At 56.2% G+C, this 19,967-nt stretch carries 17 protein-coding genes, 2 tRNA genes and 1 other annotated feature; of the genes, 9 read left to right on the plus strand and 10 right to left on the minus strand.

The features are described 5' to 3' along the window. The first annotated feature begins 23 nt into the window (after positions 1-23). Positions 24-1,340: an NYN domain-containing protein gene (locus SE15_RS01795; protein WP_054520390.1), complete on the plus strand. Its 1,317-nt coding sequence runs from the start codon at positions 24-26 to the stop codon at positions 1,338-1,340. A gap of 107 nt (positions 1,341-1,447) precedes the next feature. After that, positions 1,448-1,846: a hypothetical protein gene (locus SE15_RS01800; RefSeq protein WP_054520391.1), complete on the plus strand. Its 399-nt coding sequence runs from the start codon at positions 1,448-1,450 to the stop codon at positions 1,844-1,846. Between the two features lie 90 nt (positions 1,847-1,936). Here SE15_RS01800 and SE15_RS01805 read toward each other — a convergent pair whose 3' ends face one another. Next, positions 1,937-2,710, minus strand: coding sequence for a DUF72 domain-containing protein (locus SE15_RS01805; RefSeq protein ID WP_054520392.1), 774 nt, complete (start codon positions 2,708-2,710; stop codon positions 1,937-1,939). A gap of 130 nt (positions 2,711-2,840) precedes the next feature. On the opposite strand from SE15_RS01805, the gene SE15_RS01810 reads away from it, so the two are divergent. After that, a tRNA-Met gene (locus SE15_RS01810) sits at positions 2,841-2,912 on the plus strand. A 69-nt stretch (positions 2,913-2,981) separates the two neighbouring features. Here SE15_RS01810 and SE15_RS01815 read toward each other — a convergent pair. Beyond that, positions 2,982-3,611: an HAD family hydrolase gene (locus SE15_RS01815; protein WP_054520393.1), complete on the minus strand. Its 630-nt coding sequence runs from the start codon at positions 3,609-3,611 to the stop codon at positions 2,982-2,984. A gap of 259 nt (positions 3,612-3,870) precedes the next feature. Here SE15_RS01815 and SE15_RS01820 point away from each other — a divergent pair, with 259 nt between their 5' ends. The 4 genes from SE15_RS01820 (at position 3,871) to cyaB (ending at position 9,230) form a co-directional block, all read left to right on the plus strand. Continuing rightward, positions 3,871-5,517 (plus strand): FAD-dependent oxidoreductase, encoded by a 1,647-nt coding sequence (locus SE15_RS01820; protein ID WP_054520394.1) that lies wholly within the window; start codon positions 3,871-3,873, stop codon positions 5,515-5,517. 374 nt (positions 5,518-5,891) lie between these two features. Continuing rightward, the gene (locus SE15_RS01825; RefSeq protein ID WP_160316642.1) at positions 5,892-8,195 is read left to right on the plus strand and encodes a glycosyltransferase family 39 protein; all 2,304 of its coding nucleotides are present in this window, start codon (positions 5,892-5,894) and stop codon (positions 8,193-8,195) included. Further along, positions 8,192-8,638 (plus strand): hypothetical protein, encoded by a 447-nt coding sequence (locus tag SE15_RS14265; protein WP_054520395.1) that lies wholly within the window; start codon positions 8,192-8,194, stop codon positions 8,636-8,638. Before SE15_RS01825 ends, SE15_RS14265 begins: the two co-directional genes overlap by 4 nt. Continuing rightward, positions 8,604-9,230 (plus strand): class IV adenylate cyclase, encoded by a 627-nt coding sequence (gene cyaB / locus SE15_RS01835; RefSeq protein WP_054520396.1) that lies wholly within the window; start codon positions 8,604-8,606, stop codon positions 9,228-9,230. Before SE15_RS14265 ends, cyaB begins: the two co-directional genes overlap by 35 nt. Here cyaB and SE15_RS01840 read toward each other — a convergent pair. The 8 genes from SE15_RS01840 to SE15_RS01875 all read right to left on the minus strand — a co-directional run bounded on the left by SE15_RS01840 (position 9,227) and on the right by SE15_RS01875 (position 17,437). Then, the gene (locus tag SE15_RS01840; RefSeq protein ID WP_054520397.1) at positions 9,227-10,087 is read right to left on the minus strand and encodes an alpha/beta fold hydrolase; all 861 of its coding nucleotides are present in this window, start codon (positions 10,085-10,087) and stop codon (positions 9,227-9,229) included. The genes cyaB and SE15_RS01840 overlap by 4 nt on opposite strands. 25 nt (positions 10,088-10,112) lie before the next feature. After that, entirely contained in the window at positions 10,113-12,005 is a 1,893-nt protein-coding gene (locus tag SE15_RS01845) for a lysozyme family protein (protein ID WP_054520398.1), read from the minus strand. A 70-nt stretch (positions 12,006-12,075) separates the two neighbouring features. Further along, positions 12,076-13,572, minus strand: coding sequence for a M20/M25/M40 family metallo-hydrolase (locus tag SE15_RS01850; RefSeq protein WP_054520399.1), 1,497 nt, complete (start codon positions 13,570-13,572; stop codon positions 12,076-12,078). A 74-nt stretch (positions 13,573-13,646) separates the two neighbouring features. Then, complete coding sequence (recO, locus tag SE15_RS01855) at positions 13,647-14,465, minus strand: DNA repair protein RecO (protein ID WP_054520400.1); 819 nt, start codon at positions 14,463-14,465, stop codon at positions 13,647-13,649. Positions 14,466-14,495: 30 nt separating this feature from the next. Further along, the gene (cdd, locus tag SE15_RS01860; protein WP_054520401.1) at positions 14,496-14,903 is read right to left on the minus strand and encodes a cytidine deaminase; all 408 of its coding nucleotides are present in this window, start codon (positions 14,901-14,903) and stop codon (positions 14,496-14,498) included. Further along, on the minus strand, positions 14,854-16,158 hold the full coding sequence (locus SE15_RS01865) for a transporter associated domain-containing protein (RefSeq protein ID WP_054520402.1): 1,305 nt from the start codon (positions 16,156-16,158) through the stop codon (positions 14,854-14,856). Before SE15_RS01865 ends, cdd begins: the two co-directional genes overlap by 50 nt. Continuing rightward, entirely contained in the window at positions 16,151-17,227 is a 1,077-nt protein-coding gene (locus tag SE15_RS01870; protein WP_054520403.1) for a bifunctional UDP-N-acetylglucosamine diphosphorylase/glucosamine-1-phosphate N-acetyltransferase GlmU, read from the minus strand. Before SE15_RS01870 ends, SE15_RS01865 begins: the two co-directional genes overlap by 8 nt. 139 nt (positions 17,228-17,366) lie before the next feature. Then, positions 17,367-17,437 (minus strand) — tRNA-Gln (locus SE15_RS01875). 106 nt (positions 17,438-17,543) lie between these two features. After that, positions 17,544-17,852: a binding site (T-box leader), on the plus strand. A gap of 41 nt (positions 17,853-17,893) precedes the next feature. On the opposite strand from SE15_RS01875, the gene trpE reads away from it, so the two are divergent. Further along, complete coding sequence (gene trpE, locus SE15_RS01880) at positions 17,894-19,369, plus strand: anthranilate synthase component I (protein WP_054520404.1); 1,476 nt, start codon at positions 17,894-17,896, stop codon at positions 19,367-19,369. A 16-nt stretch (positions 19,370-19,385) separates the two neighbouring features. After that, entirely contained in the window at positions 19,386-19,955 is a 570-nt protein-coding gene (locus SE15_RS01885; RefSeq protein WP_054520405.1) for an anthranilate synthase component II, read from the plus strand. Positions 19,956-19,967: the final 12 nt, after the last annotated feature.

Below are 19,967 nucleotides of genomic sequence, written 5' to 3' on the forward strand. Positions count from 1 at the left end.
GATTGGAGGATTTTGTGAACAACATGGGGTTTAATACGGCCGTTTTTTACGACATTGAAAATCTGCTTAAGGGGTATAGCTTCTCTCAGCAGATGGTGGCGAACCTGTCTCTGAAGGATATTTTGGAGACTGTACGCCAAACTGGCAAAATTGGGCAGATAGCCTTGCAACGGGCTTATGCAAATTGGAGTGATCCACGCCTGGCGATCATGCGTGGCGAGATTAATGAACTGGGGATTGATCCGATTCAGGTCTTTGGTTTCTCGCGAGATCAGAAAAAGAATGCGGCTGACATTCAACTGGCGATTGATGCTATTGATCTGGCTCACGTGCGCCCTTCTCTGGAGGTCTTTGTGATTGTTTCCGGGGATGGGGGATTTGCAGCCCTGGCGAAGAAACTCCATGAGTATGGTAAAGTGGTAGTGGGGTGCGCGTATCGCACAGCCACAAACAAGACTTTTCAGGCGGTGTGTGACGCCTTTGTCTGGATTAATGACCCGGACGAGGGTGAAGAGGAACGGCCGCAACGGGCAGCCGCCTCCGCTCCCTCTGGGGTTTCTTCTATGGTAGAAGTCTATGACCCCCGTAATGTACGGCTGGCCCAGCGGATCAAGCCGCTAAAGACGCTTACACCGGATGGAATTGTGGCCAAGACCCGTGAAATCCTGGAGTGGTACGCGCGCGATCCTACCTCACAGACGGATCTGACGCGAAGCGGGATTTACCTTTCGGTCATCCAGGAAGCGATCAAATACGCGGTGCCCGGCTTTCAGCCAATTCGCCTGGGCTTCGCCAAGTTCATCGAGTACATGCAGTATGTCTGCAAGGGGACCGATTTTTGCATAGCGCGTCCTCTGAATTCGCAGGCCGTGCTTGCCCTGCGCAGTGCAGTGCAGAAGGGCGTGGAAATCCTGCCTGATGTGGACAGGCGTGAGGTTCACACTCCGGAGACCTATCGCAGTATCTTGGCCACGGGGAGCCCCATCTTTCGACTGCCGTCGGCAAGTGACTTTTACGCCGTCGTTTCCTGGCTGGCCCAGCATCCTGTGCAGCAGAGTGATATTGGTTCGGCCATTGAAGCCATTGTGGCAGGCCTGGATGGTGAGATTTCTTCAGAGGCGGTTAAACTCGCCTTGCTAAGCCTGGTTTCGGCTAACGTGTTCCTGCGCGAGCCGGAGGGAGTTTCTCTCTCCGAGCAACGGCTGTCTCTGCCGTTGGAGAATCGCTCGGCTGCCGTCATCCTGGATAAGGTGCGCAAAGCGGCGCGTCAAAAATTGACCGGTGTGCTGGGCGAGGTTCGGGAGGAGGTTCTACAAGGCCTTATTCCTGAAATAGGTTGAGATTGGGGGGAGTTTCGGGCGATACTTACCTCCCTTATATGATATGATAAAGACAAAAGGGGGATCATTCTTTCATCCCTGGAGCGAATCCTAGAAAAGGAGAACCTATGTTCGCCACAACCCTAATGGACCAAATTGCTGCCCACCTAGACTTCTTGGGCTACGAAACGTCGTGGGGTGAGGACCGGGTGCTTTTCGCTCGCCATCCTCGTCACTTTAACCTGATTGTGAAAGATTATGCGTTTGGGGTGTTGTTTACTACGTTCTTCAAGGTCAATGACAAGGGATTTACACATCGCAATGAGGTTCATCAGGCCGTCAACACCTATAACCGGCTGGCCCGAGTTTGTCGGGGGTATCTGGATAAGGACTTTGATTTGGTAGTGGAGGCGTACTTTCCCAATTACTACGATAAGGGTGTTTTCGGCTCATTCATGGATACTTTGAATGAGGATCTACGTGCGCTGGCTGATGAAGGGGTGGGATTGCGTCAGTTTGTGCTTTAACTCCTTGGAAAATTTTGTAGCCTCTTGGGCAACCCCCGAAGATTTTGGTGATTAGGATTGGACTGGAGGCAGAACAAAGGTACAGCGCGGTTACTGGACCAGGTTGGGTGCTATCTCAGCCTCGCCCAGGATTCTTCTCAGAGCGAGTGCGTTATAAGGAGCAAATGCCTCGAAATCGTTATTGAAGAACACATAGACGGTTTGTGCTCCCTGCTGGATGGCGCGACGGATCCAGTCAGCGATTTCGCTTAATTCCTCTTGCGTATAGTTGTGGTAGTACCAGTGACTGCGTCCGTGGAGGCGGAAGTAAGCCACAGGGGCTGTTACCCAGCCCAGAGGACGGCTCTTGGGTGAATCTGCCTCACAAAATGCAGCCCCCAGGTCGGCGAGTAGAGCCCGTGTCTCCTCGGTGAGCCAGCGGGGATGGCGAAACTCAACGGCAACCCGGGAAGGATTGCCAAACGCCAGCAAGGCGCGGTGCAGGCGGGGCGGATCGTAGGGGGTGCCGGGAGCCAGCTGAAGCAGGATAACTCCCAGTTTATCTTCGAGATGCCTGGCGGAAGCACAGAATGCCCGAATATCTTCTTCTACGTCTTCAAGGTATTTGCGGTGGGTGATGGTTTTAGGGGCTTTGACCACATAGCGAAAGCCCCCAGGGGCTTGGGCGGCCCATTTCATATAAGTTGGCTCTTTAAATGCGCGGTAGAATGTGGCGTTGATCTCCACCGCGTTGAAGTGCCGGGCATAAAAGGCAAAGCGCTGGCTGGAAGGCAAGTCGGGAGGGTAAAAACGTCCTCGCCAGTGGGGGTAGGCCCAGCCAGAAGTGCCGATATAAAATTGAGGTGCACACGCAGGCAAGGTCATCTGAGGATTCAGGGAACCAGACGGTTAAACTTAGTATAGCCCTTAACCGGTCTTTATGTACATGGTCATGTCGCGATGTCGCGCGAACGCTTGACGAACCGACAAGTCCTCATTATAATAATGGTCGCGCTGCGGGGTAGAGCAGTGGCAGCTCGTCGGGCTCATAACCCGGAGGTCGGTGGTTCGAATCCACCCCCCGCTACCTGAACAAAAAAGAACCAGGGTGTTGAGATGCCCTGGTTCTTTGGCTTAATTCGGTGAGAGGATTGTTTCATTCTAACCCTATGCCCATCCGACGCAGGGTTTTCTTCAACTGTTCGGGTGACCTGAAAAGGACGACCCGGAAACCCAATCCTCTGGCCACGGCGATATTCTCTTCGTTATCATCAATATACACACACTCTTGGGCAGGACGTCCGATCCGCTTCAATAGCAATTCAAAGATGGCGTGCTCGGGTTTGATCAATCTCACCTCTCCGGAAATGACCAGATCGTCGAACCAGGCAAAAAACGGATATATTTGGCGTACAATTGCAAATTTCTCCGCCGGCCAGTTGCTCAGTCCGTAGAGCGGATAGCCCTGCTCCTTCAGCGCTCGCAGAATCTCCACCACCGGCTGTATAGGCCCACCGATGGTCTCCAGGTAGCGTTGGTCATAAGCCAGGATCAAATCACGGTATTCTGGGAAGCGGTTTGCCAGTTCGGCTGTGCCCTGTGCCAGCGTGCGCCCCCGGTCGTTTTCCCGATTCCACTCGGCAAAATTCACTGCCTGCAAGAACCGTCGGGTTGCCTCCGGATCTTCTCCCAGAAAGTGGCGGTAAAGATAATACGGATTCCAGTCTATTAACACCCCACCAAAGTCAAAAACAATGGCTGGTTTTTTGCTTTCGTTTGTGTTCATAAGCCCGTCTGAATTTTTGGGTAGTTTTTACATGCCGGGAGGCATTTTATCATAAACGGGCGTTTGCCATTGGATTCTGGGGGCATAGCGTGGAAGGGACTTCTCAATGGTTCCCACTGGCCCATTTCTCCGTGCTGGGGGAAGAAATGGGTAAGGTGTTGGCTGAATCGAGGATACAAGTAGTGCGGAGTAAATTGACATCTCTTGTGTTGTTTGTAATATATAATCAGTTGTACAAAACCCAGACACAGGTGAAACCATGATAAGCGATTCCTCAAAAACTGTGGTCGTTGTAGGTTCCGGGGCTGCTGGGTTGACCGCTGCACTGGCGGCCAAAGAAGCGGGCCTGGAACCGCTGGTGGTAGAGAGCATGGACCGGGTAGGGGGCTCCTCGGGCATGTCGGGTGGGGGCATGTGGATCCCCAATAACCCGCTAATGCTCAGGGCGGGTGTGCATGATTCCTTCGAAGAAGCGCGCCTCTACATGGATACTGTGATTGGGGATGTCGGGCCGGCCAGTTCACCAGAGAGGCGGGAGACTTATCTTCGTGAAGGCCCCCGCATGGTTGAATGGTTGGCGCATCTCGGTTTTCGCTTTTACTACGCTCCGGGCTATGCGGATTATTATCCTGAACTTCCTGGGGGAAGCGTGCAGGGACGTTGCGTCGAACCGGACTTCTTCGATCTCAACAAATTGGGCACATGGAAAGACCGGGTGAACGGAGCTCTTCCCCTTGCCATGCACACCCTGGATGGTGCGCGGATTGCTCTCTCCATGCGCACCTTGCCCACTTTTCTCCACACGGCCAACTTGATCGGCATCCGGAGTATCGGAAGCCGGTTGCTCGGAAAATCGCTCACGGGTCTGGGAGGCGCACTGATTGGTCAGTTACTTCTGCTGGTTTTGCAGCGCGCCATCCCCATATGGCTCGACAGCCCGATGGTTGAACTCATTTACAATGCGGGCAAGGTCCAGGGGGTAGTGGTTGAGAAAGAGGGTCGGCGGACTGTGGTTGCGGCCAAAGCAGTCATCCTGGCGGCGGGGGGTTTTGCCCATAACCATGAGATGCGGCAAAAGTATCATCCTCACCCCATCACAACCGATTGGACGGTGGCCAGTCCCGGTGATTTGGGTGGTGCCATCCAGGCGGGAATGGCAATTGGAGCAGCAACGGCGCTTATGGATGACGCCTGGTGGGGACCGGTGTTCATTGATCATCAGGGAAGATCGCGGTTCATGCTCTGGGAGCGTTCGTTCCCATTCGGGTTCATCGTGGATAGTTCGGGCAAGCGCTTTATGAACGAGTCCGCCTCCTATGTGGATTGTGGGCACTGGCAATACGAGCGCAATAAAGTGGTGCCCGCGATCCCGGCTTTTCTCATCATTGATGCACGCCACCGCAAATATTACCCATTTGGGACCTTGTTGCCAGGTGTTACCCCCAAAGCAGTCTTTGAGTCGGGAATGATGGTTAGGGCAAACTCCTTGCCGGAACTGGCCCGTGCTTGTGGCATAGACGCCGAGAATCTGGTGGAAACTGCCCGACGATTCAACCACTTTGCACAGACCGGCAAGGACCTGGATTTTCACCGCGGCGAAAGTGCGTACGATCGGGTTTACAGCGACCCAAAGGTTAAGCCAAATCCGAATCTCGGCCCAGTTGAGCAACCGCCGTTTTATGCTGTCCGTGTGTGGCCGGGTGACCTGGGGACCAAAGGTGGTCTATTAACGGATCAGTTTGCCCGTGTTTTGCGAGAAAATGGCGAGCCAATTGAAGGGCTGTACGCGGCTGGAAATACCACGGCTTCGGTGATGGGGCGCACGTACCCGGGTCCAGGCTCTACCCTTGGCCCTGCGATGGTATTTGGAATGATTGCCGGGCGCCATGCTGCTACTCTGGGATGAACCTTTCTGTGGTGCTCAAATCCATTGAGATTGAAAGGAATTCAGAAATTGGTGAGAGAGATTGAAGCGCGAAGAAAGTGTCTCCTCATAATGGCGCGTGATGAAAGTTGAATCGGGTAAACCGGGCGCGAAAGATGGGTCCTAATCGCCTGTACGGTGGCTTTGCCAGGCCCCTCAGTTGGGTCTCGCTCATACCCAGAGGTGCTTAGAGACTACTTGGGCGGGTCTGGTCAGGGTTTTCAGGTAAGGGCCCTTGCGTTGGCGTGGATTCAGACGCAGGTAAAGACGTTTTGGTGAGCATGGGCTGGTGGTGGTCACCTGTGGTGTGGCATTGTGTTCATCGTCCAGCCCCGTGCTATAATCAGCCCAGAGCCATGGCTGACACCGAACCTCTGCCTGAGGCTTCTCCATCTTTACGGGGGCGCTCGACCCTGCGTGAGGTCAATCTGCGCCTGGTTCTTCGCCCGGGTGAGCACTATTATCTTCACATCACAACCCTCACTCCGGAAGGCGAGCCCCTTGAGACGCGAACTCTCTCGCTGAGCAACCCGCCCGCAGAAGCAGAGGCGCTTCCCCTTCCAACCTGGCTGGAAGAAACCGAGCCCCGGCCGCTCATCCGTTTCTGGCAGCGCCTGAGAGTGCGCTGGCAAACTTACCCCTGGGTCGGGATCTTGACCGCCCTGGCTCTTCTGTTTTACGCCCTGACCCGCCTGATCGGGTTGGCGCAGTTCCCTATTTATTTTTTCAGTGATGAAGCAGTCCAAACGCTTTTGGCGGCTGACTTTCTGCGCGATGGTTTGCGGAACTACGATGGGGAGTTCCTGCCCACATACTTTGAGAACGGTGGCCAATATAACCTGAGCCTCTCCGTGTACCTCCAGGTGGTGCCTTACTTGCTCTTTGGTCGCTCGGTAGTGGTGACCCGGGCAACTTCGGTGTTAATCACCAGTCTGTCGGCCTTGTGGGTTGCCCTACTTCTACGCCGCGCTTTCGGGAGTCGCTTTCCCTGGCTGGCTACGCTTGTCCTGATGGTCACCCCTACCTGGTTTCTGCATTCTCGAACCGCGTTCGAAACGGCTTTGGCAACCAGTTTCTATGCGGGTTTTCTCTACTACTACCTGCGTTATCGCTTGGAGCAACCCCACTATTTGTTTCATGCGGTCTTGTTAGCCGCGTTCACTTTTTACAGTTATAGCCCGGCCCAAATGATCATTGCGGTGAGTGTTATTCTTTTGGCAGCGGTAGATGCTCCTTACCACTGGCAACAGCGTCGTACGGTGATGCGCGCTTTAGGATTGGGGCTCCTGTGTCTCTTACCGTATATCCGCTTTCAACTCACTTATCCGGGGGAAACGCTACGCCATCTGGAGATCTTGCGTTCGTACTGGCTGCAGCCCATGCCGCTGAGTGAAAAACTCGGCTTGTTTTTCCAGGAGTACCTGCGCGGTCTCAATCTCCTTTATTGGTTCCGCCCTGATCCCCCCGATTTGATTCGACATGTGATGAAGAATTACGGGCATCTCTGGCGCCCCGGCCTTTTGTTTACGCTACTTGGGGTGGCTTTGGCGCTACGGCATATTCGGCAGCCGAGTTATCGCACGATGCTGATTGCAGTATTGGCCGCACCGAGTGGGGCCGCGCTGGTGGGGTTAGGCGTGACACGCGCACTGGTGATGGTGATTCCCGCGACTCTTCTGACAGCGTTGGGTCTGGAATGGGCAATGACCCGCCTGAGCCAGGTGCTGGCGGGTTGGATTCCTTCGCGCATTTCTCTCAACGCACTAGGGGCGCTTGCTTTTGCCGGCCTGAGTCTTCAAGGAGGGACGATGCTTCAAGATGCGTTGCAAAACGCGCCCCTTTGGTATCGCAATTACGGGCTGAACGGGATGCAGTATGGGGCTCGAGAGATCTTTGAGGCGGTTCAGACCTACCTGCAAGCCCATCCCGAGGCCAAAATCCTGGTCTCGCCAACGTGGGCCAACGGTACAGACAATCTAGCGCGCTTTTTCGCTGGAGATCCGGTTCCCTTTGCATTAGGCAATATAGACGCTTTCATGGATGAATATCATCCCGAATTGGAAAACCTGGTGCTGGTCATGACGCCTGAGGAGTATGAGCGGGCGCGCAATAGTCCCAAGTTCACCGACATCCACGTGGAGCAAACGCTGCCCTATCCGGACGGTCGCCCGGGGTTCTACTTTGTGCGCCTGCGCTATGTGGAGAACATTGAGGCGATTCTGGAGGCTGAGCGCCAGCAGCGGCGTGCCCTGGTTCAAGGCCAGATAACCCTACCCGATGGTACTCTGGCGCAGGTGGCTTACTCTTATTTGGACATGGGCGAAATCCAGCATGCTTTCGATGGTGATCCCACCACACTGATCCGCACATATGAAGCCAACCCGTTGCGTGTCAACTTATTCCTTGCTACCCCTAAGGTGGTGAGCCGGCTGATTCTACGTGTGGGCGGCACACCGACACGGGTCACGGCGCGCTTGTGGTCACCAGAGGCAACCGAGCCAATGGAGGTCAGTCAGGAGGTGGGTGAGACCCCCTTGCCCCGCGATGTCACGCTGGATCTTCCGGCTCCGTTAGAGGTCGTGCGCATGGAGATCGAAGTGTTCAGCATGCGTGATGGCGAGCCGGCGCACGTCCACTTGTGGGAGGTGCGTTGGCAGTGAGTTCCTCGATTGTGCGTTCGCGGCGCGGCAGGTGGGGATGGGTGTTGCTTCTGGGGCTATTCTGGTTGACTTTAACCCAGGTGTTGCGCTTTCTTCAAGCAATCATATTATGGGATTGGTTAGCGCGAATTGGGGTGTGGCCTGGGCCGGCTTATCTGGCGCTGACCGGGTTGGTGTTTGCCTTATTAGGTGGTGTTGCCGTGCTGGGGGTATGGCGACGGCGTGTCTGGGGATTGTATCTAAGCGGAATCACCCTGGTGGGTTGGAGTGCATGGAATTGGGCAGATCGCCTCTGGGTGGCGGTATCTCCAACTGCCCTGGAAAACTGGCCTTTTTCACTGGGGCTTAATGGGTTATTGCTGGTGGCCTTTTTCTTCATCCTTCACCATGAGAGTGCATCAGGTGCTTATGAAAAACACACTTCATCTCGAAGAAGAAATTGAAGTTAAGTTTTACCTAAGTCGGCCTGCGCGCCTGCATCAACGGCTTCAGGCTTTGGGGGCTCGGCAGGTTGAACCCCGTCAATATGAACTCAACCTGCGTTTCGATTTTCCAGATCGGCATCTGACCCGTGAGCATCGGGTGTTGCGGTTGCGCCAGGCCCATCAGGCTACGCTGACTTATAAGGGGCCGACCCAACCCGATGCGCCGGTTAGTATGCGCCAGGAAATTGAGGTGGGGGTCAGCGATTTTGAAACCACGCGCCATTTATTAGAAGCGCTGGGTCTGGAGGTTAGCATCATTTACGAAAAATGGCGCACTACTTATCAACTGGGGCAGGTGGAGATTGTGGTGGACGAGATGCCCTATGGCGTTTTTTGCGAAATCGAAGGTCCGGATGCGGCTACCATTGAAACAACGGCTCATCAACTGGGTCTCGACTGGACCGCGCGAGTGCGTCAAAGTTATCTGGCATTGTTTGAGACCCTCAAACAACGCCTGGGCTTGAGTGCCCCTCACCTGACGTTTGAGGCTTTAGGCGGGGTTTGTGTTAGTGCTGCCGATCTGGGGGTACGTCCGGCCGATGTTGACTAGTTCGATTGAGATTCTGCCAAAAACATGCCCAACACCCGGCAAAAGGTGACCGGCTCTTCACGCTGGGGCCAATGCCCACAACGGGGTATGATCGCCAGGCGAGATCCGGGCAGGCGCTGGTGAGCTTCGCGTGCCGCCGCCAGCGGCACCAGGGGATCGTGCTCGCCGTGGATGAACAGGGTGGGCACGGAAATCTCCCCCAAACGCTCCAGGTAAACTGTTCGCAGACCTGTTTTGAGCACTTCGTGGCGCTGAAACGAACGAAAGGCCCGGCCAGCATGGGGTTTACGAACTTCCTGCAAAACGGCCTCTAGCAGGGCATGGTCTATTTTATGGGGATCGTAAAAAATCTGCTGGAGAGATACTCGCACTAAGAAGCGGCTACGTGCCATCAGCCACCAGGTGAAGCGATTTAACGTTTCCAGACGCACAAACCAGTAGGACCAGCGATGGCCCGGAGCCTGGCGTTGCAACCCGTAAGAATCCACGGGCACCAGGCGCTGCACACGCTCGGGATGAGCCAGGGTCAACCCAATGGCAATCCCGCCGCCCATGGAGATACCCACCAGGGAAGCCCGTTCCAGGCCAAGCGCATCCAGGAGTTTGGCCACGAAGTTAATGTAAAACTCCATAGTGTAGGGGATGTCTGGACGGGCGCTTTCGCCGTACCCGGGCAGATCTGGGGCCAAAACATGGTGCCTTTCGGCCAGGTCAAGGAGGATGGGCTGCCACGAGAGCCAGGCTGAGTCGGTACCTCCGCCATGTAATAGCAGGATAGTGTCTTTGCCCGATCCAGCGCGGAGCGTGTGAATGGGCAAACCTTCTACTTCGACCCACTGATGCGTTAGTTCGATCATGAAGCCCTCCTGGTGGGCTCGGAGTTCACGGTCCCGGGTACCCTGAACCGGGAGTACTTGTGAAGCCGGGTTCGGGATATCCGCCTGGCTGAGTGGGTCCCGGGATGATGGGAGGATAGTAACCTGGTGCAGGGGTTGTTGTAGGACCGCCGGGTGTGGGAGTGCGATCTGGGGTGGGTGCTGAGATAGCCGTTGGGGCAACCACCAGTGGGGGTGAGGGAGGCGTCTGACCGGGATAGACCCATGAAGTGGGGGTGGGCTGGATCCCGCTCAGGCGTTCGCTAATGTCGCGAACATAGTCAATGGCGCCCTGACAAGCCGGCTCAAGGTGGGCAGCCACATGCTCCCAGTCAAGTGGATCACCTGCGCTGTAGGCCCCACGCAAGGCGCGCAACAGGCAGCCCGGTCCGGCATTGTAATTGACCAGGGTGAAGCGCCAAAGGTCGGTATAGGAACTGACCTCGCCGGCCATGCGTCCGGTCAAGTTGCTGATCAGCCGCCCCACCTGCTCACAATTTGCTTTTAGCCCCTCGGCAAAAACGTGTACACTGTACCGGGTTTGGGTTAGATCAATCCCGGCAGGACAGTCTGGGCAACTGGCGTTGACCTGGCGCACCAATGCTCCTCGTAACATGGCCTGTTCCTCGGCCTTGAGATTGCCAAACCCCAGGTCACAGCGGGACTGATGAAGCACCAGCGGGCAAAATTGGGCAAAGAAGGTGGGATTCCACAGCAAGAGCGTATCGGCGCCGTTCTCGGTCAACTGTCCCAATCCGGCCTCACGGTAGGTACGGTAAATGCCGGGCCAGAACTGGCTTTCACGGGTGAAGATGTTCTTGAGCAACTGGGCCGGAACGCCACTTTCCTGGGCGACACGCCAGATCTCCTCATCAAAGCGATTTTGCCACTCCAGAACAAGATCATAGGCACGCTGCATCCCACAGGTGTTTGCCACCAGTGGTTCTTGCAGCCCTCCAGCGGGACAATCGCTGGCGTCCACTTCCCCCCGGCTGATTAGAATGCCCGCCAGGTAGTAAAGGGTCAGGGAGGAGTACAATCCCTGAGGATCATTGGGGGTGCTTAGCCAGGGGGGTGGGCCGCCCGGTTCAGGAAACGATTGCCATGTCTCGGCACAACTGGCCTGCGTGCCCCCGCGCCACTGCGAACTCAGAATGTCAACATAATAGTAGGGGGTTTGGTCTGTGCGCCCTTCTGGCGCCATAAAATCGCCTCGTGGGAGTACACGCACCAGGGCTGTGTAGCGAGGGCTGGAATCCCCATAAGAAGAGTCTGCCCAAAACTCCAGTGTTTCCCCTTGCAGGCCGGTTGGGCGCAAGGGTACGATGCAGGTGGAACCGCGGCAGGCAAAGGGCTCGTCCCCCAAAATGCCGTTGATGGCGATGATCATTTCATTGGGTAAGGGTTCCTCGGCCTCCAGGCGCAGTAGAGGCAAACGGTCACACTGGCCGGGTGGCAGATCCGCAGTGCAGCCATCCAGGCTTAGCCACACGCTGGGAAGGGGCAGTTCCACCTCTACCTCGCGGCTGGCCTGCCACTGCTCGGCCAGGTGCAGGTAGTAACCCGGGCAGGTTGTCAACGGCTGATCGGGGGTGGCAAGGACGCAGGGCTGAGTATTGCGCCAGAGATTGTACACGTGGGATGCGCACCAGGTCCGTATCTCGTCGGGGAAAGGCAACCCCTCATGCTCGATCACCAGTTCACAGGCGATCCAATTGGTGCGCCATTCGACGACCCACCAGCGGTAAGCGGTGTAATCGTAGGTCAGTGTAGTGCGGCGGGCATACGGTTCCGGGGTAGGGGTGGGATCCTCAGCCTGGACGGCTCTGAGGGGCAGTATAATCAGCCATATTAGCGCTATTAACCCTATTCCCCCGCTCCAGGTTAATTTGCGTATCATGTCCAACCTTGCCCTTCTAATCCGTCTCTCCAGGCCTCCCATGGGTAAAGTTTACCATATCACTGGGATATCAAGGGACGTCCCCTTCCTCCCCCGACTCAAGCCTGGCCTGTCCCCATGTGCGCATAAGAGCCGCGTAGAATTGGATCATTTTTCCCAGCGTTTCAATAGAGAGGTGTTCATTGACACCATGGATGCCCTCGATTTCCAACGGGGTCAGGTAATAGGGGGCAAAACGGTAAACGTGGGGACATATCTGGGCGTAGTAACGTGAATCCGAAGCCATCACCATGAGATAGGGGGCAACGAGGGCCTGAGGGTAAACACTGGTGATAATTCGCTGTAAAGTGGCGTAGGCCGGGGTGCGAATTGAGGCCAGCGGGGAGGGGGCCCAAGCGGCTCCCGGTACAATCTCCACTTGTACTCGCGGATCTCCCAGCACCTGGCGGATATGTTCCAGTACCTCCGTCAGGCTTTCGCCTGGCAAGATGCGCACATTAAGCCAGGCTTCAGCCCTGGGCGGCAGCACGTTTTCTTTCAGGCCGCCGCGGATCAGCGTGGGGGTGATGGTGGTGCGAATGAGAGCATTGGTACGCGGATCGGCGCTCAGTCGGCGGGCAATCCAACCACCGAAGAGCCAGCTATTGGCAAGCACAAACTGTAGCCCGGGGCGGGCCGCGCTCCCCACTGCCGCATACAGGTTTTGCACATGCTCAAGATGGGCCGGCAGAGGATGGGCAGCCAAGCGGGTCAGGGCACGCGCCAGAATCGAGATAGCGTTTTCCTGAGGGGGTAGGGCGGCATGACCTTCGTCCCCCTCGACGCTCACATGGAGGACCGCAAAGCCTTTTTCGGCAATCCCCACCAATGCAAGGGGTCCTTGGATTCCACGAATCATTCCCTCTACGACGGCCCCTCCCTCATCGAGCACGGCCATGGGCTGGATGCCCTGCTCGGCTAACCAGGTTGCAATTCGAGCCGCACCCTGGTGTCCCCCACTCTCTTCATCCTCACCCAAGGCCACCAAAATCGAACGTTGGGGGTGATACCCCTCACGCAAGAGCATTTCCATGGCTTCAAAAATGGCAATCAGGGGTCCTTTCATGTCCAGGGCGCCACGTCCCCATATGGCTCCCTCGGCAATGAGGCCATCAAAGGGCGGGAAGCGCCAGCCACCGGATGATCCTTCTTCGGCTGGTACAACATCCTGATGGGCTGAAAATAAAACTGGAGCAGGATTCGGATTGCTCCCGTGCCAAATGTAGAGCAGACTGTGATTTCCAAAGCGCAGGCATTCCAGTTTGGCGTGCACCCTGGGGTAATGGCGTTCCAGCAACCCGTGTAGCGCAATAAATGCAGCCGGATCGGGGCTTGCTTGCCCCGCCAGGGTAAGTGTACGGCAACGCAGAGCCTCGGCCAGATGCTCCGTGGCCACTTCCGGCTCACATTCGGGCAGGGGAAGGGGAGGGTGAATGGCTGGTGGGCGCATGAACAGCGCGGTACGCACCAGCATTACCGCCACGATCAGGAGCAGAACGGCCAGCACCAGCGCTAGGGGTAGCGGCATGATTTAGCCCCCGGTCATCATAAGGAGGTTCAGATGAAATTATTATAGATCACCCATATAGAGAGTGGGCACGTCTAAAGGGGGGATTCTGAGGAAGAGGTGGGAGGAAGATGATTTGCGGGATTGAGGGGCTGACGCACCTGACGCAAGAATTCGGGGCTGTTGAGACGTGTTTCCAAAATGTAACTCAGGTAGTCCTGAAGCAGGCGTTCCATCTCACCAGCGACGGTGGGAGCCGGGCGAGCGCGACGAGCCTCTGCGTAAGTGCTGCGCTGCAGATGACGCAGATAACGCAAAGCGTTCATGGAAACCGGACGCGCGGAGGGTTCCAACTTGCCGCAGGTTGGGCAGAGCACACCCCCCAGTGCGGACGAGAAATATTGATCTTCGGGCTGGATCGGCCGACGACAGGTAACGCACTCCTTCAATTCAGGGCGAAACCCGGCCAGGTCAAGCAGATGGAGTTCAAAATAGCGCAAGATCAGGGCAGGTGGGTCAAGGTTTTCATCCAGGTGGCGCAGGGTTTCGACCAGTAAGCGGTAAAGATCCGGATTGGGCCCCTCCTCATAGGTCAATCGCTCCAGGAGTTCAACCACATAACTGGCGTAGCCGATACCTTCCAGGTCGCCGTGCAGGGCCAGGTTGGCTTCCAGGGTTTCGGCCTGGGTAACAATCCACAGATCGCGCCCTCGGGCTAACACCAGTGCCACACGGGTAAAGGGTTCCAAGTGGCCGGCTTTGCGCGAGCGGATACGGCGCACCCCCTTGGCCACGGCTCGCAATCGTCCGTGCTCACGGGTGAAAAGGGAGAGCAAGCGATCTGCCTCTCCCCATTCATGGTGCTCTAGCACCACGGCTTCAACTTTGAGAATGCGCTCCTGAGTCAAGTTCATGGCCGTGGCGTTCCAGTCGTAAGCATCCCCTTAATCCAGCAGGTGTTTGGGCCCGAAGGGGCGGGGGAGTAGGTCCTCTACGCTGGCTTCTTGGAGGATTTCGCCGTCGGTATTGGCGATGATCACTCGGGTGTCCAGACCAAATTCGCTGAGCACCTGACGGCAGGAGCCGCACGGAAACCCTCCGTTTTGGCTGACCACTGCGATGGCGACAAACTCACGCTCCCCTTCAGAGATCGCCTTGAAGACGGCCACCCGTTCGGCGCATATGCCATCGGGATATGCGGCGTTCTCCACATTGACGCCATCGTAAATCTTGCCTGAAGCCGTGAGCAGAGCGGCTCCGACAGCGTAGCCGGAGTAAGGGACGTAAGCCCACTGCCGGGCTTCAAGCGCTGCGGCTACCAACTGCTGGCGTGTCGTGTCGTCGAGTGTCATTCACATCCTCCTCGGTATTGGCTTGCGGGGCTCGGCGGATGGCGCGAACGCGCCGAATGCGCCTTCCGCTAACCTGTTCTACAATAAGTTCCCAATCGCCCACCTGGATCTGTTCACCTTCCACCGGCACTTTGCCCACTACGCTGAAAATATACCCCCCTAATGTATCCGCAACATCGGTATTCAGGTTCAAGTCGAGCAAGTCGTTGACGTCATCCAGCGAAAGGCGGCCATGGAGTATGTACTCATCTGGGCCGATTTTCTGATAAGGCAGTTCCTCACTCTGGTCGTATTCGTCCCGTATCTCACCAACGATTTCCTCGACAATGTCTTCTAGCGTGACCAGACCTGCTGTGCCCCCGTATTCATCCACTACAATTGCCATGTGAATGCTTCGCATCTGCATTTCTCGCAGCAGGTCGTCCACCTTCTTGGATTCGGGGACGAAGTAAGCCGGGCGCAGGAAGGGGCGAATATCGGGGGGGATTTCGGCATCCAGTTGAATGCGCAACAGATCTTTAGCATAGAGCAAGCCGATGATGTTATCAATGGTTTCTTCATACACCGGCACCCGGGAGTGCCCGGATTGGGTGAAAGCGCGGATGGCTTCTTCTACCGTTGTGCTGGCTTCCAGAGCCAGGATGTCAATCCGTGGCACCATGATTTCACGAGCCAGAGTGTCTCCGAACTGAAAAATCGAGTAGATCATCTCACGCTCGCCCTTTTCCAGGCTGCCGGGGGTGTCCTCATTTTTGACCCAGGCGCGTAATTCATCTTCGGTGACCGGATGAGGCGAGGTCTCCAAAGCAACCCGCCCACCCCGCAGGGCAATAAGTAGGGCGGCCAGGGGATGGAGCAGGAAGGCTAATAGACGATACAAGCCATAAAGACTCAGCACCCAGGATTCGGCGTGGGCAACCACGGCGCCCTCAAGAGCATGCTCCAGTGCCAGCACCAATCCCCCGGCCAAAAGGATCCACAGCCAGTTGGCGGCTGAGGAGGGACTTAAGGCAAATAGCACCTGCCAGAGTACCCAGCCCAGGATCAGGTGCAGTAGAGACAAGGCAAAGCGCAGCCCCACCCGCAGGTGGGTGTCCTCTAGCAGACGCACGGCGCGCTCAGTTTCTCGCTCGCGCCCTTCGGCGCGCAGTAACAAACGCCCTCGCTGGGCATTGAGTAAGGCGGCACGTAGCAGGGCAATGCCCCCATCCAAAAGCAGTAAGCCAGCGAGTCCAATCCCGAGGGCGCTACTCATAGTGGGGGGATAAATCTTCAGATGGCGGGGTGGCAGAGGAGGGGCTGGCTGCACTTATCGGCCAGGTGAACATGGCTCCCCCCGCAGGCAAAAAGGAGGTTCCGGGCTCCAGGTGCATACCTTGCAGAGCGCACCCGACCAGATGACAATCGGGTCCTGCGGTTACGTCCTGGAGCAGGGTGAAGGGACCAATGCGGCAGTTCGGCCCAATGCGAGTTGTCCCGCGCAAGGAGGTGAAGGGGTAAATAACGGTATCAGGCCCGATTTGCACATCAATTTCAATGTAAGTGCTGGCAGGATCTACGATGGTCACCCCATTTTCCATCCAGGTTGTGGTAATGCGGTGGCGCATCACGGCTTCGGCTTCGGCCAGATGAACGCGGGTGTTGATCCCCAGGGCTTCTTGTGGATCATCCAGCACCAGAGCCTGCACGTTCTGCCCCTCTTGGACGGCAAGGCCGACGACGTCGGTCAGGTAGTACTCCCCTTTCGGGGATAGGGGAACACGCCGCAAAGCTCCCCATATCCAGTTAGCATCGAAGCAGTAGACGCTGGCATTGAGCTCCCGGATGGCTAATTGTTCGGGTGTTGCCTGGGCTTCTTCCACAATGCCCTGGACGTTGCCGTCGGGCCCGCGCAGGATGCGCCCAAAGCCATATGAATTTTCACTGATCAGGGTAACGAGACTCAGGGGGCCCGGGTTAGCGGCTTGCAGGGCGATTAACCGGCGAAAAGTGGTTGGCGTTAGCAAGGGCATATCCCCTGTGACAACCAGTATCAAGTCGGTTTGACCAGCCAGCAGGGGCTCTGCCATTTGCAGGGCGTGCGCGGTACCCAGCTGCTCGGCCTGATAGGCGAAGCGTACCCCGTCACTAATCGCCCGGCGCACCTGTTCTGCGCCGTGACCGATCACCACCACAGGCGGTTCGGTGGAAACGGCCCGCACGGCGCGCAGCACATGATGAATGATGGGCAGGCCGGCCAGGGGATGAAGCACCTTAGGCAGGCTGGATTTCATTCGCTTGCCATGGCCGGCGGCTAAGATGACAGGGGTCAGACGTACGTCCATCAATGCAACGAACCTCCTGAAAACAAACGAGTCTTGCCAGGCGTTGCCCTAGCGGCAAGACTCATGAAATAAGCGGAGACGCGGTCTACTGGGAAATAAAAAGGCGGGTCTTGGGCTTCGTTCATTGCCGACCAATAGGCTGGGGCGCCTGGATTCGAACCAAGATCCACGGATCCAAAGTCCGGTGTGCTGCCATTGCACCACGCCCCAGAGTTTTTACGCGAGCGCTCTCTATTTTAATCGCAAATTGGAGCGCTGGCAATGCCCTTGACAGAATCAGCGTTCGTTGTAGAATTACCCCCAATCTGCTCAATGTGTAAAGGCGTTGAGGGGAAAGAGTAAGCATCAAAACGGCAGTCCAGAGAGCAGGGGAAAGGTGCGAGCCCTGTCTGTACGCTGGTGCTGAATGGTTCCCGGAGCCGCAGGGCGAACGGCAAAAAGCCCAGTAGCCCGTGCCGGAGGTGCCACCGTTATCAGGGCAAAGAGTATATCCGGTTGAATCCGGCGTACTCGCAAGAGTGAGGCTGGCCTTTTCTATCCCGTCGCATCACCGACGGGATTTTTGATAAATGGGCCTGCCTAAGCAGGGTGGCACCACGGGAAACAGTCCCCTCCCGTCCCTGAGGCGGAGGGGACTGCGCGTTTTATCTAAACGGAGGTGTACCGATGGTCTCCCTGCGTCATTTCCCGTTGGTGATCCTTGCCGATGGCACTCGGATATGTGAGTTGCCGGCTGATATCGAGACCCCAGTCTCGGCCTTTCTTAAAGTCGCTCACCAAGGTCCGGCGTTTTTGCTGGAAAGCGTTGTTGGGGGCGAGCGTATAGGGCGCTACTCGTTCATCGGTGTGTTACCGGACCGAATCTGGTCCTTGCACTCGGCGGAGTGGAAGGTGCATGTAGCGGGTGGTTTGTCGCAACGGCTTTCCCTGGCCGATGGTGACCCGTTGGCCGTTTTGCATCCCTATCTTCAAGCCAGACACTCTAACCCCCTCACTCCTCTTAACTTACCCCGCTTTACCGGGGGATGGGTGGGTTATCTGGGTTATGAACTGGCGCGCTACTTTGAGCCTACCCTTGATCTGACTCCTGATCCTGCCTTGCCCGAGGCCATTCTGTTGGAAACGAGTACATTGATCGTTTTTGACCATGCGTACAACAAAATGCTTTTAATTTCTCGCCCCGGGATATTGGGAGAGAGCGAGGCAGAGGAACGGTTGAGTGAGATCATCGCCCGCTTGCACCAGCCCTGTGCGGTTTCGTTGCCTTCTTCCACCGATCATGGTGTAAGTGCGGAGGTGCGTTCTACGTTCCCACGTGCTGAGTTCCTCGCTGCCGTGGTCCAGACCAAAGAAGCGATTGCAGCCGGGGAAATCTTCCAGGCAGTACTTTCGCAGCGTTTGCTTCGTCCGGCTCGAGTGCATCCTTTTCAGATCTATCGTGCATTACGCCGGCTCAACCCATCTCCCTACATGTTTTACTTTGATTTCGGCGAAGTGGCTGGTGAGCCATTCTATCTCATAGGGGCTTCGCCAGAACTGCATGTGCGGTTGGAGGGTGGAAAGGCTATGATGCGTCCCATTGCTGGGACGCGGCCACGTGGCACCACTCCGGATATGGACCATGCCTATGAAGCCGACTTGTTGCACGATCCCAAAGAGTGTGCTGAACACATTATGCTGGTGGACCTGGCAAGGAATGATCTGGGACGCGTGTGCAAGTACGGGAGCGTAGAGGTGACCGAACGGTTGGTGGTTGAGCGTTACTCTCATGTCATGCACATTGTTTCTCAGGTTGAGGGGCTTCTGCAGCCGGACGTGAATGCGTTGGACTTGCTGCGCGCCACCTTCCCAGCTGGCACAGTCAGTGGTGCCCCAAAAATCCGCGCCATGCAGATCATCCATGAACTGGAACCTCATCCTCGTGGTCCCTATGCAGGAGTCACTGGTTATGTGGGTTGGGATGGGAACATGGATACATGTATCACTATTCGTACGCTGTTTTATCGCGGAGATCAGTTGATCGTTCAGGCCGGAGCAGGGATTGTGGCGGATTCCCAGCCAGAGCGGGAATATGAGGAAACCCTGAACAAGGCTCGAGCGTTGTTAGTAGCGGTGGATATGGCAGAAACGCAATTTCAATAGATACGGAGGATGGATGATGATTGTGGTGATTGATAACTACGATTCATTCACTTATAACCTGGTGCAATATCTGGGGGCATTAGGGTCGGAGATCCTGGTCTTGCGCAATGACGCCGTAACCTGTGCCGATTTACAGGAACTTTCGCCTTCTCATATTGTGATCTCGCCGGGTCCGGGTTCGCCAGAGGACGCAGGGATTTCGGTGGCGCTGATCCGTGAATTAGGACCGCACGTGCCGGTATTGGGGGTGTGTTTGGGGCATCAATGTATTGCAGCGGCTTTTGGGGGTCAGGTCGTGCGAGCCGGGCGTTTGATGCATGGGAAGACCTCGCTTATCCATCACGATGGTAGCCACCTTTATATAGGATTGCCTAATCCATTTGAGGCTACCCGCTACCATTCTTTGATAGTTGATCCGCTCTTACCCCCGGAGATCGAGATTACAGCCTGGACAGAGGAGGGAGAAATAATGGGCATTCGCCATCGAAATTTTCCCATCTTTGGCGTGCAATTTCATCCCGAATCCATTCTTACGCAAGAAGGAAAGCGGTTGTTACAAAATTTTCTGAGCATCCGTCCAAGATGAGGTAGTAAGGAG

Origin of the sequence: Thermanaerothrix daxensis, from assembly GCF_001306145.1 — a bacterium.
In the GTDB taxonomy this organism is placed as follows: Bacteria; Chloroflexota; Anaerolineae; order Anaerolineales; family Anaerolineaceae; genus Thermanaerothrix; species Thermanaerothrix daxensis.